We start from the raw sequence: 14,227 nt of genomic DNA on the forward strand, positions 1-14,227 counted from the left end.
AAGCGGGCGTCCCGCCCGTGCCCGCTGCCTACCCTTCGGGGTTACAACAGCGCGTACGGGAACCACAACTGAGGGCGTGACCAGCATCGTGGGCGGATCGGAGTCGCGGCGCACTTCCGGTTTCCCGGCGGAGCTGACGAGCTTCGTGGGGCGGCGGGACGAGGCGGCCGATGTCAGACGGTTGTTGTCGGCGGGCAGACTGCTGACGCTGACGGGACCCGGCGGGGTGGGCAAGACCCGCCTCGCCGGGCATGTGGCGGGACAGGTCGCACGCGCCTTCCCGGACGGCGTGTGGCTCGTGCCGCTGGCCGCGCTGAGCGACGAGGCCTTCGTCCCGCACGCAGTCAACGACGCGCTCGGCGTCCGCAACGAGACCGTGCGGCCCCCGCTGGAGATCCTCGTCGACCATCTGCGGGAGCGACGCTTATTGATCGTGCTCGACAACTGCGAGCATCTGCTGCGCAGTTGCGCCGTCCTCGCCGGGACCGTGCTGGCGGCCACCGAGGGCGTACGGATCCTCGCCACCAGCAGACACCGGCTCGGGCTGGCCGGGGAGCAGCTCTTCGAGGTGCCGCCGCTGCCCGCGCCCGCGCCGGAGGAGCTGAGCCCGTCCACGAGTTCGTCGGCGGTCGAGTCCTTCCCCGCCCTCAGGCTGTTCGCCGACCGGGCGGCGGCCGTCGTCCCCGGCTTCACCGTCGGCGAGGCGAACCAGCAGGCCGTGGCCCGGCTCTGCCGCCGCCTCGACGGGCTGCCGCTCGCCATCGAGCTGGCGGCGGTCCGGGTACGGGCCCTCGGCGTGGACCAGCTCGTCGAACGCCTCGACGACCGCTACCAGCTCCTGACCTGCGGCAGCCCGACCTCCGCGCCACGCCACCGCACCCTGCGCTCCGCCGTCGACTGGAGCCATGAACTGTGCACCCCGCAGGAGCAGTTGGTGTGGGCGTGGCTGTCGGTGTTCGTCGGCGGCTTCGACCTGGCCGCCGCCGAGGCGGTCTGCGCCGGGGAGGACGCCGGGACCGGGGAGCGGATCGCCCCGTGCGCGGTGCTGGACGCCGTCGCCGGGCTCGTCGACAAGTCGGTGCTCGTCCGGGAGGAGCACGGCGGCCAGGTCCGCTACCGGCTGCTGGTGTCGCTGCGCGACTACGGGCTGGAGAAACTGGATGCCCTGGGCGCGGCGACCGAGACCCGGCGACGCCACCGGGACCACTTCGCGCGCCTCGGCGCCGAGTACGAGCAGGCATGGTTCGGCCCCGACCAGACCGAGATCACCGAACGCATCCGGATCGACCAGGACAACTTCCGGGCCGCCCTGGACTTCTGCCTCACCACGCCCGGCGAGGCCCAGCACGGGCTGCGGCTGGCCGCCGGGCTGTGGTTCCACTGGGTCGCGGGCGGCATCTGGGGCGAGGGACGGCACTGGATGGACGGTGCCCTGCGCGCCGGGGCCCGGCCCGACGTGGCGCTGACCCGTGCCATGTGGGCGGGCGCCCTGACCTCCCTGGTGCACAGCCGCTCCGCCGCCGTCCTGGCCGGCCTCGACCCGGTCCGGGCCGCCGCCGACGCCGACGAGGAACTCCCGGTGCCCGCGCCGCCGCCCATGCCGGCCGGCGCCCTCGCCCCGGGCCGGGCCCGCGCCTCCACCGCCTTCGTCGTCCTCACCCGCGTCGAACTGGCCTGCACCCTGGTCAGCCGGGGCCGCGCCGACGAGGCGATCCCGCTGTGCGCCGAGGCCGTCGCCCTCTGCGAGGCCCACGGGGAACAGTGGGCCCGGTCCTGGGCGCTGCGCACCCTCGCCCTCGCGCACTGGTCGGCCGGGCAGTACGACCGGGCCGCCGAGCACGCCCGCGCCTGTCTGCGGCTGCCGTACACCGTCAGCCAGCACCAGAGCCTCGCCCGCACCCTCGATCTGCTCGCCGCCGCCGAGGCGCTGGCGGGCGACGCCGAGCGGGCCGGGGTGCTGCGCGGCGCCGTCGACCGGATCTGGCACGACATCGGCGGCAACCCCATGGGCGACCACCGGCCGGGCCGCCCCCGCGCCGCCGAACACCACGCCCGCCGCGCCCTCGGCGACCACGCCTACGCCCTGGCTCACCGCCGCGGCGGCCGTCTGACGGCGGAACAGGCGGTGGCCTACGCCCTGGGCGAGCCGCCGGAGGGACCGGTCGCCGCCGCGCGTACGGGCGGGCGGCGGGACGGCCTCGCCTGCGCGCCGAGGGCGGACGACGGCCGGGACGGACTGGGCGCCGTGGCACCTGCGCGGGAGGTGTCCGCCGGACGCCGGACCGCGCGGAACTCCTCCTCGGGCCCGCGGGAGGGCTCCCCCGCGGCCGGGGGGCCGGCCCGCGCCCCGGCGTCGACGAAGGCACCGGCACCCGCCCCGGCCGTCGACCCGGTGCCGCTGACCCGGCGTGAACTCCAGGTCGCGGCCCTCGTCGCCCAGGGCCGCACCAACAAGCAGATCGCCGACCACCTCGTCATCGCCCGCCGGACCGCCGAGGGCCACGTCGAACGCATCCTCGTGAAGCTGGGCTTCCACAACCGCAGTCAGGTGGCTGCCTGGTTCAGCGCGCGGGCAGGGCTCTAGCGGGCGGCGTACGCACCGGGGCGGGCAGCGGCACGGGCAGCGGGGCGGACAGGGTGACCGAGGCAGCGCCGCCGGGGGTGTCGTGGACGTCGATCCGGGCGGGAGCGCCGATCCCGGCGACCAGGGACTCCGCGAGACGCGGGCCGCGCCCCTCGGGCCGCCCCGCCGGGAGGACCGCGCCGCCGTACCTCACCTCGCAGCGCAACTCGCCCTCTCCCACGCGCAGTTCGACGACTCCCGGGTCGGCGCCCCGGGCGGCGGCGTCCGTGGCGATCTCCACCGCGGCCTGCCCGAAGGCACCCCTGACCGAGGCGGTGAGCCGGGCGCGCAGCGCCGCCTCCTCCACCAGGGACCGCACCAGGGGGAGTTCGCGGACGCGGAACTCCATCCGCAGCCTGAGCCCCCCGCTCACGCGGCGCCCCCCTCGTCCCCGTCGCCCTCCACACGGACCAGCAGCTGGGGCACCTCGTCGGCGCCCAGCTGCTCCAGCACCAGCCCCAGCAGTTCGCCGCAGCGCACGGTGACCTCGCTGCCGGCCGGGAGCGAGGCGGCGAGGCTGATCAGCTGCCAGGCGCAGTGGGCCTCCATGAAGCACAGGTCACGCAGGTCGAGGACGAAGCGGCTGGGGCCCGAGTCGTCACGGTGTTCCAGCGCCTCGCGCAGCGCCTCGACGAACGCGCTGCGGGTGCTCAGCTCGGCGGTGCCCGCCATCCGGCCGCCGTCCTGGGTCCCGGTGACCTCCAGGGAGTCCAGCCGTTCCATGACCCGCAGCGGATGGACCTTGCCGACGCGGGAGGTCAGCGTGTCGTCGAAGCGCTGACGGTCGTACCAGCAGATCGCGGTGAACAGCGGGTCCGCGAAGAGCGGCGCCACCGAGGCCTCGTAGTCGAGCAGCCGGTCGTGGCCCAGGTTGACCCGGGGCGCCCAGCTCATGTCGGCGGTGACCCGCAGCCCCGCCCAGCCCTCGTCGCAGGCACGGTCGACCTCGGCGGCGTAGGTGTCGATGGTGCGGCGCTCCTCGAAGCGGCCGTCGGGCACGTAGATATCCGTGTTGCGCCGGACCGACAGCTGGCCGTCGTCCCGGGCCGCCGCCACCTGCCCGCTGCCCCGGTCCAGCAGCGCGACCACCTCGTCGTCGCTCATGTCGTCCGGGTCCATGACCAGCAGGACCTTCTCGCCGCGCGCCAGACTCGTGCGGGTGTACGCGGTGAAGACCTTCCACGGCGACTCCCCGGCCCCCTCCTGGTCGCGCGGCCCCATGCACGCGTGATCCCCCAGCCGCAGCCGCTCGACGGGCACGGTTCGCTCCGCGGGGTGCTGCGTCGTCATGGGGGCGCCTTCCCGTGAGGATCAGAACTCTGCACGGACAGTAGGCCCACCGGCGCCCCCGTCGGCCGGATGATCGCCAATCTTCCGCTCGGGTCGATTCAGGGACGGATCGGAGAGAAGTCCGATCGGGAATGTGCGCGGTCCGACCGGGCGCGACCGGAGGGTTTTCGCTCAGGCCACCCGCTGCAACAGCCCCCACGTGAACTCCGCGACGCACTCCCGCCGCACCCCGTCCCCGTCCGGCGCGACGAACCGCAGCCCCCACCGCGTCGGTGCCGTGCCCTCCAACGGCCGTGCCGGCGGGAACGCCCGCGCCACCTCGTCCACCGTGCAGGACCACGGCGTCAGATCCTCCAGGGCGCGCGGCTCGGGCCCCGCCGCCCCCGGGGCCCGCACCAGCCACTCGTTCCACACCGCCCCGTTCGGCGCCAGCAGCACCTCGAAGCGGAGGTCGTCCCAGAGCGGCACCGGCCACAGCCACGCCTCGCAGTCCAGGTCCCCGATACGGCGCCGGGTCACGGACTCGGGCGCGCCCAGCACCGACCGGTACCGGGACGCCGACCCCCGGCCGCGGGGCGAGCGCGCCATGGCCTGCCACCGCCGGTTCGCCTCACGCATCTGTGCGACCGACACGCCCAGCTCGCGCCGGGCGTCCTCGACGAGTTCCGGATTGTGGTCGGCCATCCGGCGCAGCAGCACGAGCTGGAAGTCGAGCGGGGTGAACGGACCGGAGGGCCTATCCGGCCCGGGGCGCTTCGCGGAGGACATGCCCTCCATGGTCGCCCACGGCGCCGGACGCGGCGGCAGGCTCACCCGGGCGGCGCCCGTCCGGCAGGAACAGCACCGAGTTGACGTACCGGGGCCCGGAGAACGGCAGGACCCGCCGGAGCAGCCCCTTGGACGCCATGTGCGACGTACGCGCCTGGTGGGCCTCCAGGGTGACCGGGTCCAGCGGGAGCCAGGTGCCGGCGGGGAGGACCCAGCCGGCGTAGCCGAGGCCGGCGAGCAGGTCGACGACCGGGGCGATCGGCTGGATACGGGCCTCCAGCTCGATGAAGAGCGCCGGGCGGTCCCGGACGAGGAGGTCGGACGCGCCGCGCAGGACGGACAGTTCGTTGCCGTCGACGTCGATCTTGACGAAGCCGACATCGGTCAGCCCCAGACCGTCCAGGGTCACACAGCGGACGTCCAGCGCGCGGGCGTGGATGTCCCGGCGGACCAGGGACGACACCCCGCGCCCCCCGTCGTCGCCCGGCGGCAGCCAGAGCCGGGCCGTGCCCGGGCGGTCCGAGGCGGCGGCCTGCACGACACGGACGTTGCGGGGGGCCGTCGAGACGAGCAGCCGGGCCAGCCGGGGCACCGGCTCCACGGTCACCACCCGCCGGGCGCGTGCCGCCAGCCGTCGCGTCCAGGGGCCGTACCAGCCGCCGACGTCCACGGCCGTGCCGCACCCCGGCGGGCACAGCTCGTCCAGCCGGGACAGCTCCGGCTCGAAGCGCGGATAGACGAGCCGGGCGGTCGCGGCGACCGCCCGCTCCGGCAGCAGCGGCGCGAGCCGCGCGGCGAGTGTGGTCATGCGTCCGACTCCCTCAGCAGTTCGGTGAGCCTCGCGTGCTCGTCCTCCGTCACCTGCTCGCCCGACGACGGCAGCAACTGCGGAATGCCGTCGACGATCGGGTAACGGCGGTGCAGCCGGGGGTTGTAGAGCGATTCCGGAGCCCGGGCGGCGCCGGCACCGGCGTCACCGGGCTGTTCCTCGTCGTGGACCACCAGATGCAGCGGCCCCTTGTCCAGCGGGCACGCCAGGATCTGGAGCAACGGGTCGTCGGGGTTCAAGGTGGGGTCAACTCCTTGGCGGGTGCGGGGGAGGGGGAGGCCGGCGGGGGGCTGTCGTGCTTGGGCATGCTCAGCAGTACGCCCACCGCCAGCACCGTGCCGGACAGCCGCAGCGTCAGCCGCAGCGGATCGTCGGGCAGCGACTCGCCGAACGACAGCGTGCCGAGCACGGCCGTGAACAGGCAGGTCACCGTCGTGCAGACCGGCACGATCAGCGAGGCCCGGCAGCGCTGGAGCGCCGCCTGCGACATCACCAGACCGAACGCGCCGGTGAACAGCAGCAGATACGGGTACGGGGAGCGCAGCAGGCCGACGACCGCCTCCCCGATCCCGCCGGTCGTCAGCCGGCTCGACACCCCCTTGATCGCCAGCGAGCTGACGCCGTACAGCAGGCCCACGGCCACGCCGTACTCGACGCCCGTGGTCGGCAGCCGGTGCCGGTGCCGGGCGCGCCGCTCGGCGGACCGGTACAGCCCGACACCCGCCGCCAGCGCCGGCAGACAGATCGTGAGGACCAGCGCGTACGGCGCCTCGCGGCTGACCGTGTCGGTGCCCTCGTCCAGCGACAGCACCACCATCAGCAGCGCGGCGAGGATGGCCCCGAGGGCGTACCGCTCCCGGCCCGTCGTCTCCTCCCCGAGCAACCGCGCCGACAGCAGGACCAGCAGCACCAGGCCCGAGACGAAGATGCCCTGCGCGGCGGCGATCGGCAGCGTCCGGTAGACGACCAGCTGGGCGGCGAACCCGGCGGCCAGCGACACCGAGCCCGCGATCCACAGCGGGCTGCCGACGACCAGCCGCAGCAGCCTCACCGGCTCCCGGACGGTCACCTGCGGCATCGCGGTGAGGGCTCGTTTCTCCAGGACGAATCCCGTGCTGTACAGCGCGTTCGCCAACAGGGCCGCGGCCACTCCCCACCACATCGGCTACGTCCTCCGCGCGTGCAGCAGCAGGATCGACGCCGCCGACGGGGCCGCGCAGACCAGCCGGTCCAGAGGACGCAGCGGACGCGGTACGCCGTGGAAGGGCGCCCCGCGCAGCCGGACCACCTCGAAGCCGGAGGCGGCCACGAACTCCTTGAGCGCGCGGGCGGTGTAGAGCCGCAGATGGCCCACGACCTCCGTCCCCGGGCGGCCGTGGATGCCGCGCAGGCTCACCTCCGAGAACACCGGCTGGATGCCCGCGAGGAGCAGGGCGCGGTTGTACCAGGCGGCCAGGTTGGGCGTCGACAGCATCAGATGGCCGCCCGGGCGCAGGACGCGGCGGATCTCGTCGAGGGCCGCGTCCGGGTCGACGAGGTGCTCGATCACCTCGCTGAACAGCACCGCGTCGGCGGACTCCGACCGCAACGGCAGCCCGCCGTCCGCCAGTTCGCCGCGGATCGCGTACGGGACACGGGTGCGGGCGCGGCGGAGGGCGTCCTGCGACCAGTCGACGCCGATGATGCGGTGGCCGGGGAGCAGGGGCGCGGCGGTGGCCGCGGCCGTGCCGTCGCCGCAGCCGATGTCGAGGATCGTGCGGGGGCCGGTGCGGGCCGCCGGGCCCAGCGCGGCCGCCAGCATGCGGGCCTGCGCGAGGCTGCGGGGGGTGCCGGAGGCGACCGGGACGGACGGGTCCTCGTAGAAGTCACGAAGTCCCCCGCGCCGGGCCGCTGTTGTCGTGCCGGTGGATGTGGTGGTCGGCATCACTCGGTGTCCTCTTCCGTCGCGTGCAGATAGTGCTCGAAGAGGTCGCGGAGGTGGGCGCCGTCGCCGTGGCTGAGCAAGGCCCGGGACCAGCGCAGGGCCAGGTGCAGGCGGCCCGCCGTCGAGGCGGTCGTGACGGTGAGACCGCGGGGCATACGGGCGGGGGCCGAGAACCAGACGGCGTGCGCGCGGCCCGCCTCCTCGCCGAAGTCCAGCGCGTACGGGACGCGGCCGATGTTGCTGAGCAGGGTGGTCGACGTCCAGGGCGCGGCCGCCCGGCGCAGGCCCCGGGTGAGGGCGGCGCGCCAGGACACCGGGACGACCGGGGCCGTCAACAGGGAGGCGCCGTGGCCGAGTTGGGGGCGGGGGAGGGACTTCAGGGCGCGGGTGCGGTCGGCCGTGCGGCGCAGGAGTACGGCGAGCGGGGTGGTGGCGGGCTGCAACTCCTCCGGAGAGAAGGGGACTTCGACCAGGCGGGTGCCGTTGCCTATCGGCATGTCCGTGTCCCGCGTGCGGTCGTCCACCGGCATGGTGATGCGGAGGGGGCGGGGGTGGGCGCCGTGCTCCCGGTTCCAGTGGGCGAGCATCAGGGCCGTGGTGACCATGAGCTGGTCGTTCACGGTGTACGGGGCGGACTTCGGGCGGCGGGGGACGGGCAGCTCGGCGACGAGCAGGCCGTTGCCGGGGGAGGGCTCGGGGGTGCCGGGGGCCACGCGGGCGGGGCGGGCCCAGTTGGAGGGGGCCGCGGTCTCGGCCGGGGGTGGTGCGTCCTGGGCGGGGGTGGGGCGGACGGGTGGGGCGGTGGGGGCGTTGTCCTGACCGCCGTACAGCTGCGCGGCGGTGGCGAGGATACGGAGGCAGGCGGGGCCGTCCAGGGCGGTGTGGTTGATGGTGAGGAAGAGGACGGTGCCGGGGTTTTTTGGCGGCGTGGGGGTGGTGTCGCTGCCGGTGGTTCTCGGGTGCCCGGGGGTGGTGCTGGCCGGGGGGTGGGTCCGCTGCTCGGCGGTGCGAGGTGCCGCTGCGCCCACCCGTGCCGCCCCAGCGGCACGATTGCCCGCAGCTGGGTGGGCGGGGGAGGAGGCCGCGGGTGGGCGGGGGGGTGCCGCGGCGCGACTGCCCGCGGCTGAGTGGGCGGGCGAGGAGGCCGCGGATGGGCGGGGGGCTGCCGCGGCGCGACCGATCGTGGTCAGGCCGACCGCGTCCGAGGCCTCGCTGCCGACCGCCGGGCCCGCGCCCTCCACCACCTCCAGGCGGATCGGCGGGGAGAGGGTCAGTGGCGGGGCCTCCATCAGGGCCCTGGTCCGGGCGTCCCGCAGCGCGTGCGGGCCGGCCGGCAGGAAGGTCACCACCTCGACCTCCGGCTCTTCCGTCAGCTCCCACTCGTAGCGGCGCCGGTACCAGTGCCCCGGGGCCTCACGCATCAGGATGCGGGGGTGGTGGCGCAGCGCGGCCGTGAAGGCGGTGCGGAGGCGGTCGGGGTCGAGCCGGCCGGGGAGGTGGACCTCGATGTGGACGGTCTCGGGCTCCTTCTCCTGGAGGCAGTGGCGGGACACCTCGTCCACCACCGGGAAGGGGATCCGCACGGGCCCCGGCGCGGCGTCGTCCCGCGCGGGCCGGTCCAGCGCCGTCATCCCGGCTCCCCCCTTCCGGTGCCGCCGCCTCCCGCGGCGCCCTGCCCGGGGCCGCCGTTGCTTCCGCCGTTCCCGTCCTCCACCGGTGCCGTGCGGAATCTCGGCTTGGTGAGGGGGATGCGGCGGGTCGGGGTGTCCGGCTCTTCGCGCAGGACGCCCGGGCCGCGTGCCGAGATCGTCGGGCTCGCGACCGGGCCGCCGCCTCCCCCTCCTGCGCCGCCCGGCCCGCCGTTCAGCGTCCTGCCGAACCGTCGCCGCTGCGGCAGCGGCTCCGTCGGCGCCCCCACCCCCGGCGGCCGCTCGAACTCCCGTGTGGCGCCGGGCCGTTCCGGCGAGGTCGCGACATCCGCGCCCACGCTCACCAGCGCCGCGAACAGACCGATGAGCGCGAGGAGTTGGGCCACGTGTCCGAACGCGCCCTCGTCCGCGGCCACCGGCTCACCCGCTCCGAACGCGGCCGCGACCCCCGCGCCGGCCAGCGCGAGGAACGCGATCGGCACCAGCAGGGTGTGCCGCTTCCAGGCGAGGAGGGCCAGCAGCGGGACGAGGAGGGCGAAGAAGCCCGCGATGACGACGCCGACGAGGGTGAGCGCGATCGTGCCGAGCCAGAGGCCGGGGCCCGGCGGCGTCGGCTGCGGCTCGTCGGGGTTCGGCTCCCGCCGGCGCCAGAGGGCCAGCCCGATGAGGGCCACCAGGCCGACACCCGCGCCGATCAGCCCCGCCTCGTACGTCACGGACGGCTCGTACGACAGCTCGACCGTGCCGCCCGCGCCGCCGGGGACGCGCCAGCCCTGCTGCCAGCCGTCGAGCCTGACCGGGGTCAGTTCGCGGCCGTTCAGTGTGGCCTTCCAGCCGTCGTTGAAGTTCTCGTACGTCGTCAGGTAGGAGGCCGCGCCGTCGCCGACGGTGACCGCGCGGCGGTCGCCGAGCCAGTCCCGTATGCCCAGGTCCCTTCCGGAGACGGCGGGTTCGGTGACCGTGCCCCGGGTGAGGGTCACGGTCGTGACGGCCAGCGCGCCCGAGTCCTCGGACTCGAAGGTGTGCCGGTCGGCGGCGTCCAGCTCCAACCCGCCGCCCGCACGGCTGTTCTGGCAGAGCGTCAGATCAACCGGCCGACGGTCCACCAGATCCCGTACGGTCCCCCGCGCACTCGTCTCGTACAGCGTCCCGTCGACCTCGACCGTCGGGCCCTCGCCGCACGGCAGCTCGAAGTCCCGGGTCGGGGCGGGCGGCGGTGTGCGGTACTGGTCGAGGGCCGGGACGTACGCCTCCGTGAGTCCGACCGGGAGTTGCAGGTCGTCGTCGGCGACGGGGTTGTGGACGGTCATCGGGGCCGTCTCGGTGACGGTGATGTCGAACTGGTCGGTGTTGATCGGGTCGAAGCGGACCCAGCCGTTCTCGTCGACAGCGGCGATCACGGCCCCGTCCGGGGAGCTGATCTCGACCTGGGTCGGCCGGGCCGACAGTCCGCCCGCCGGGGCCAGGACGAGCGAGCCGACCGGCCACTTGTCGCCCCAGCGGAGGTGGATCGTCGGCTCGTCGCCCGCGATCCACGCCGTGGTCAGGTCGCCGTCGGTGAGGTTGCGGGGCGACAGCCCGGCGCCGAGGGAGGCGGTGGAGTCGGCGGTCGCCGTCATCCGGGTCTGCTGGTCGGGAGCCACCTCGTACAGCAGCCTGTCCAGCTCGTCGCCCGGCACGGGCACGGCCGTCGCCTTCATCTCGTACGTGCCCGCCGCGCCGGTGGCGAAGGTGCGGTGCAGGCCGGGCTCGGTGCCCGTGGGGGACAGACCGGTCGGGTCGGCGGCCCGCGCCAGCGAGATCACGTCGGCCGAGGCGGCCGTGCCCTCGGGGCCCTGGGCGTCGGTCGGCAGCCGCAGCATCCGGGTGACCTTGACGCCCGGGATGTCGACCTCGGCGAAGCCCGCGCCGACGAGACCGGTGTGCCGCTCCGTCGAGTCCAGGATCGTGATCTTCAGCCAACGTGTCTCGCCGGGGCGGGCGTTGACGGTCTGGGTGGAGCCGTCCGGCTGGAGGTTCGTGGAACGCGAGCCACGCTCGGTCTCCACCTTGATCCGGGTCGGCGCCGACCGCACCCCGTCCTGCGGCAGCGGCGTGACCTCGAAGGTCTCCGGGATGTCCTGGCCGCCGTCGAAGTCGATCCGCAGCCACTGCCCGTTCGCCGATCCGGCCGCGCCCTCCGCCCAGGCGGTGTCCCGGTCGCCGTCGAAGGCGTTCACCGGGTCGTACTGCGGCAGGTGGAAGAGCCAGTTGCCGCTGGTGGACGCCGTCACCGACCTGGCGCCGCGCAGTTCGGCCACCGTCTGGTGGTCGAGCCCCGACACCGGCAGGATCTGCTTCGGCTCGGCACCGGCGTCCTGCACGCTCCCGCTCGCGTTCCGCTCGTTCGCCGTGTACGTGTACGACGTGTTGGCGTTGACCAGGCCGAACCGGGTGTCGGCCCGGCGCAGCCCGTCACCGACCACCTGGACGGCCGGGGTGCCGAGGCCGGGATGGTTGTCGCCGGTCAGCACGGTCGCCCGGTCGCGCAGCTCCGGGTCGGCGGCCAGCGGCAGCAGCGACTCGGGCCCGCCGGAGACGACGGCGGTGTCCGCGATCGCCTTCAGCCCGGCCTGACCGGGGCGCGGCACGTCCTCGGCGGGCCGGTAGATCTCCACGGCCCGCTGCCGCGCGTACAGTCCCTCGACCTGAAGCGGGGTGCCCTCGGCGATCCGCCCGCCGGTCATCACCGGTCCGAGCCCGGTGACCCGCTCGTACCCCGACTGCTCCAGCGTCCGCTTCACGGTCGTGGTCGGCACGGCACCGATCTGGTCGGGGTCCAGGTCGTTGCGGACGACGACGTAGTAGAGGCCCGCACGGCTCAAGTAGTCGGCCAGCCCCGGCACTTCGGCGCCCGAGAGCAGCGCCTGCTCGACGGCGTCCATCGCGCGCCGGTTGCCGGGCGTGCCGAAGGGGACGTAGTCGCGCTGCGCCCAGCGGGACTCGGCGAGCACGTCGAGGGGCTGGTCGACGGTGGTGCCCCAGGTGTGGATGCCGTGCGCGGTGGCCGGCACGACCAGCGCCCGCGAGTCCGGCGAGTACTTCTCCAGCCAGTCGGCCGTCGCCTGCCAGTACCTGGGCAGCTCCCGGAACGAACCGGGTTGCAGCACCGACCCGTTGAGGTACGGCCACAGCAGCCCGGGGACGACGAGCACGGCGGCGACCAGCGGCGCGAACCGGCGCCCCCGGACCGGGCGGGCCCCGCGCGCCTGCGTGGCCACGCCCACCAGATGCGCGAGGCCCAGCACGAGCGCCAGCGCCAGCCCGGTCTGGAACTTGTAGATGTTCCGGAAGGGCGCGAGGCCCCCGTTCAGCCAGTCCTGGACCACGCCGTGGAAGGGCGCCCCGAACACACCGCCGTACCCGGCGAGCGTGATCAGCGCGACGACCAGCACGGTCAGCACCAGCCACCGGCGCTCGGGCATGTCCCGTCGCGCGAGCCCGGCCAGGCCCAGCCCCGCCGCCAGCGCCGACGACAGGATCACGAGCACGGAGGCGGCGACGGACCAGCCGGCCGGCAGCCAGGGCTCGCCGAAGTTCAGATACGCCACCCAGTTCCCGGCGCCCCGCAGCGCCTCGGTGGCCGACATGGTGGCCGTCGTGGTCTGCGAACTCTCCACGTAGGGAAGGAAGTTCTCGCCGTAGAAGCCGAGCAGCAGCAGGGGGACCACCCACCAGGCGGTCGCCAGGATCACCCCCGGCACCCACCAGGCGATCAGTCTCCGCTGCCGGGGTCCCGGTGTCCGGGTGAGCAGATACAGCCCGACGGGCAGCAGCGAGGCCAGGGTCGCGGAGGCGTTGACACCGCCCATGAAGGGGATGACCAGCGCCGACCGCAGGGCCGCCACCCGCGCGCTGTACCGCTCGTTCGTCAGCGGCAGCAGCACCCACGGCAGGAACGCCCCCGGCAGCGCGGCGGCCGAGGTCGACCCCACGACCGTGGTGAACACCGGCCACAGCGCATAGGCCCCGGCGGCCAGCAGCCGCGACGCGGAACTCCCCACCCCGAGCCGCTCCGCTAGCCGCAGCGCGCCCCAGAACGCCACCGACACGATCAGCGACAGCCACAGCCGCTCCGCGAGCCACACCGGCAGCGCGACCAGATCGGTCAGCCCGTAGTACGGCAGCATCGGCCACAGATAGCCGACGTACTGGTCCGCGATGCCGCCGAACCCGCCCTGGTCGTGCCAGAGCTGCCCGAGGTCGGAGACGAACTGCCAGGGATCGGTGGTGACCCCGAGCTTGGTGTCGAAGGTCTGCCGCCCGGGCTGCGCCGCGACCAGCAGCACGAACACCACGGCCCAGAACCCCAGCAGCCAGCGCCGCGACCGAGGGCCCTCAGGAGGGGGTCCCTCGGTCGTGCCCGGCGGCCGTACCGGCGCGGGAGGTGGAGCCTGGACCGTGCTCGTCATGGTGGACACCGCCGGAGGATGAGGAGGAGGTTCCAGGTGGCGAACTCACGCAGGACCGGCGCCTTCACGACGGTCTCCGCGAGGAACGGCCAGTAGCGGGAGCGCGCCGACACGACCGTGACGTCGTCCCGGTCGCGCACCTGCCGCAGAGTGCGTCCGATGTGCACGGCGAAGAGGTTCTCGCCGAGGGTGTGCTTGGCGTCCTCACCCGTACGGCGCCGATAGCGGGCCCGCGCCCGCTCCGCCCCCAGGTAGTGCCAGGGCGCCCACTCGTGCCCGCCCCACGGGGACAGCCAGTTGGTGAACGAGACGTAGATCAGCCCACCGGGCCGGGTGACCCGTACCAGTTCACTGATGAAGGTCGGCGGATCGGCGACGTGCTCCAGCACGTTGGAGGTGAAGGTGACGTCGGCGACCCCGTCGGCGAGGGGCAGCAGATACCCGTCGGCGACGACGGCCCCGTCCGGCGGCTTCGTCCCCAACTCCCGCAGGTCCGGTTCGAAGAGATAGGCCTGCGCCCCGCGCCGCCGGAACTCCTCGGTGAAGTACCCGCTCCCGCCGCCGACATCGACCACGGTCAGCCCGTCGACGGGCCCGCCCCCGTACGCCTCGACCTGATCGACGGCGTCCCGGGCGAGCAGGGAGTAGCAGTACTCGGGATCGTCCTGCTCCCGCATGAAGGCCCGGAAGAGG

Annotated in this window: 11 protein-coding genes; 1 reads left to right on the plus strand and 10 read right to left on the minus strand. The window is 74.6% G+C overall.

All coding sequences use genetic code 11. The features are described 5' to 3' along the window. The first annotated feature begins 76 nt into the window (after window positions 1-76). Window positions 77-2,584 carry a LuxR C-terminal-related transcriptional regulator gene (locus ACZ52C_RS00810; RefSeq protein ID WP_469072751.1) on the plus strand — a complete coding sequence of 836 codons (2,508 nt, stop codon included), beginning with the start codon at window positions 77-79 and terminating at the stop codon, window positions 2,582-2,584. Here ACZ52C_RS00810 and ACZ52C_RS00815 read toward each other — a convergent pair. The 10 genes from ACZ52C_RS00815 to ACZ52C_RS00860 all read right to left on the minus strand — a co-directional run bounded on the left by ACZ52C_RS00815 (window position 2,562) and on the right by ACZ52C_RS00860 (window position 14,211). Further along, window positions 2,562-2,996 (minus strand): ATP-binding protein, encoded by a 435-nt coding sequence (locus ACZ52C_RS00815; protein ID WP_469072752.1) that lies wholly within the window; start codon window positions 2,994-2,996, stop codon window positions 2,562-2,564. The two genes, ACZ52C_RS00810 and ACZ52C_RS00815, sit on opposite strands and share 23 nt — an antisense overlap. Continuing rightward, a complete protein-coding gene (locus ACZ52C_RS00820; protein ID WP_469072753.1) occupies window positions 2,993-3,913 on the minus strand; it encodes an MEDS domain-containing protein in 921 nt (306 codons plus the stop codon). Before ACZ52C_RS00820 ends, ACZ52C_RS00815 begins: the two co-directional genes overlap by 4 nt. A gap of 171 nt (window positions 3,914-4,084) precedes the next feature. Beyond that, complete coding sequence (locus tag ACZ52C_RS00825) at window positions 4,085-4,690, minus strand: hypothetical protein (RefSeq protein ID WP_469072754.1); 606 nt, start codon at window positions 4,688-4,690, stop codon at window positions 4,085-4,087. Next, on the minus strand, window positions 4,650-5,489 hold the full coding sequence (locus ACZ52C_RS00830; protein ID WP_469072755.1) for an FkbM family methyltransferase: 840 nt from the start codon (window positions 5,487-5,489) through the stop codon (window positions 4,650-4,652). The genes ACZ52C_RS00825 and ACZ52C_RS00830 overlap by 41 nt, the downstream gene beginning before the upstream one ends. Beyond that, complete coding sequence (locus ACZ52C_RS00835) at window positions 5,486-5,749, minus strand: Trm112 family protein (RefSeq protein ID WP_469072756.1); 264 nt, start codon at window positions 5,747-5,749, stop codon at window positions 5,486-5,488. The genes ACZ52C_RS00830 and ACZ52C_RS00835 overlap by 4 nt, the downstream gene beginning before the upstream one ends. Beyond that, window positions 5,746-6,660, minus strand: coding sequence for a hypothetical protein (locus tag ACZ52C_RS00840; RefSeq protein WP_469073395.1), 915 nt, complete (start codon window positions 6,658-6,660; stop codon window positions 5,746-5,748). Before ACZ52C_RS00840 ends, ACZ52C_RS00835 begins: the two co-directional genes overlap by 4 nt. 15 nt (window positions 6,661-6,675) lie before the next feature. Further along, entirely contained in the window at window positions 6,676-7,434 is a 759-nt protein-coding gene (locus ACZ52C_RS00845) for a class I SAM-dependent methyltransferase (protein ID WP_469072757.1), read from the minus strand. Continuing rightward, a complete protein-coding gene (locus tag ACZ52C_RS00850; RefSeq protein ID WP_469072758.1) occupies window positions 7,434-9,065 on the minus strand; it encodes a condensation protein in 1,632 nt (543 codons plus the stop codon). Before ACZ52C_RS00850 ends, ACZ52C_RS00845 begins: the two co-directional genes overlap by 1 nt. Further along, window positions 9,062-13,534 carry an alpha-(1->3)-arabinofuranosyltransferase gene (locus tag ACZ52C_RS00855; protein ID WP_469073396.1) on the minus strand — a complete coding sequence of 1,491 codons (4,473 nt, stop codon included), beginning with the start codon at window positions 13,532-13,534 and terminating at the stop codon, window positions 9,062-9,064. The genes ACZ52C_RS00850 and ACZ52C_RS00855 overlap by 4 nt, the downstream gene beginning before the upstream one ends. Further along, window positions 13,531-14,211 carry a class I SAM-dependent methyltransferase gene (locus tag ACZ52C_RS00860; RefSeq protein ID WP_469073397.1) on the minus strand — a complete coding sequence of 227 codons (681 nt, stop codon included), beginning with the start codon at window positions 14,209-14,211 and terminating at the stop codon, window positions 13,531-13,533. The genes ACZ52C_RS00855 and ACZ52C_RS00860 overlap by 4 nt, the downstream gene beginning before the upstream one ends. Window positions 14,212-14,227: the final 16 nt, after the last annotated feature.

It is taken from the genome of Streptomyces sp. NPDC034049 (assembly GCF_055575575.1).

What these genes read in the sequence shown, in the direction of transcription:
- ACZ52C_RS00820 (WP_469072753.1), bottom strand. Translation starts at nt 3,913, where the DNA reads ATGACGACGCAGCACCCCGCGGAGCGAACCGTGCCCGTCGAGCGGCTG.
- ACZ52C_RS00825 (WP_469072754.1), bottom strand. Translation starts at nt 4,690, where the DNA reads ATGGAGGGCATGTCCTCCGCGAAGCGCCCCGGGCCGGATAGGCCCTCC.
- ACZ52C_RS00830 (WP_469072755.1), bottom strand. Translation starts at nt 5,489, where the DNA reads ATGACCACACTCGCCGCGCGGCTCGCGCCGCTGCTGCCGGAGCGGGCG.
- ACZ52C_RS00845 (WP_469072757.1), bottom strand. Translation starts at nt 7,434, where the DNA reads ATGCCGACCACCACATCCACCGGCACGACAACAGCGGCCCGGCGCGGG.
- ACZ52C_RS00850 (WP_469072758.1), bottom strand. Translation starts at nt 9,065, where the DNA reads ATGACGGCGCTGGACCGGCCCGCGCGGGACGACGCCGCGCCGGGGCCC.
- ACZ52C_RS00855 (WP_469073396.1), bottom strand. Translation starts at nt 13,534, where the DNA reads ATGACGAGCACGGTCCAGGCTCCACCTCCCGCGCCGGTACGGCCGCCG.
- ACZ52C_RS00860 (WP_469073397.1), bottom strand. Translation starts at nt 14,211, where the DNA reads ATGCGGGAGCAGGACGATCCCGAGTACTGCTACTCCCTGCTCGCCCGG.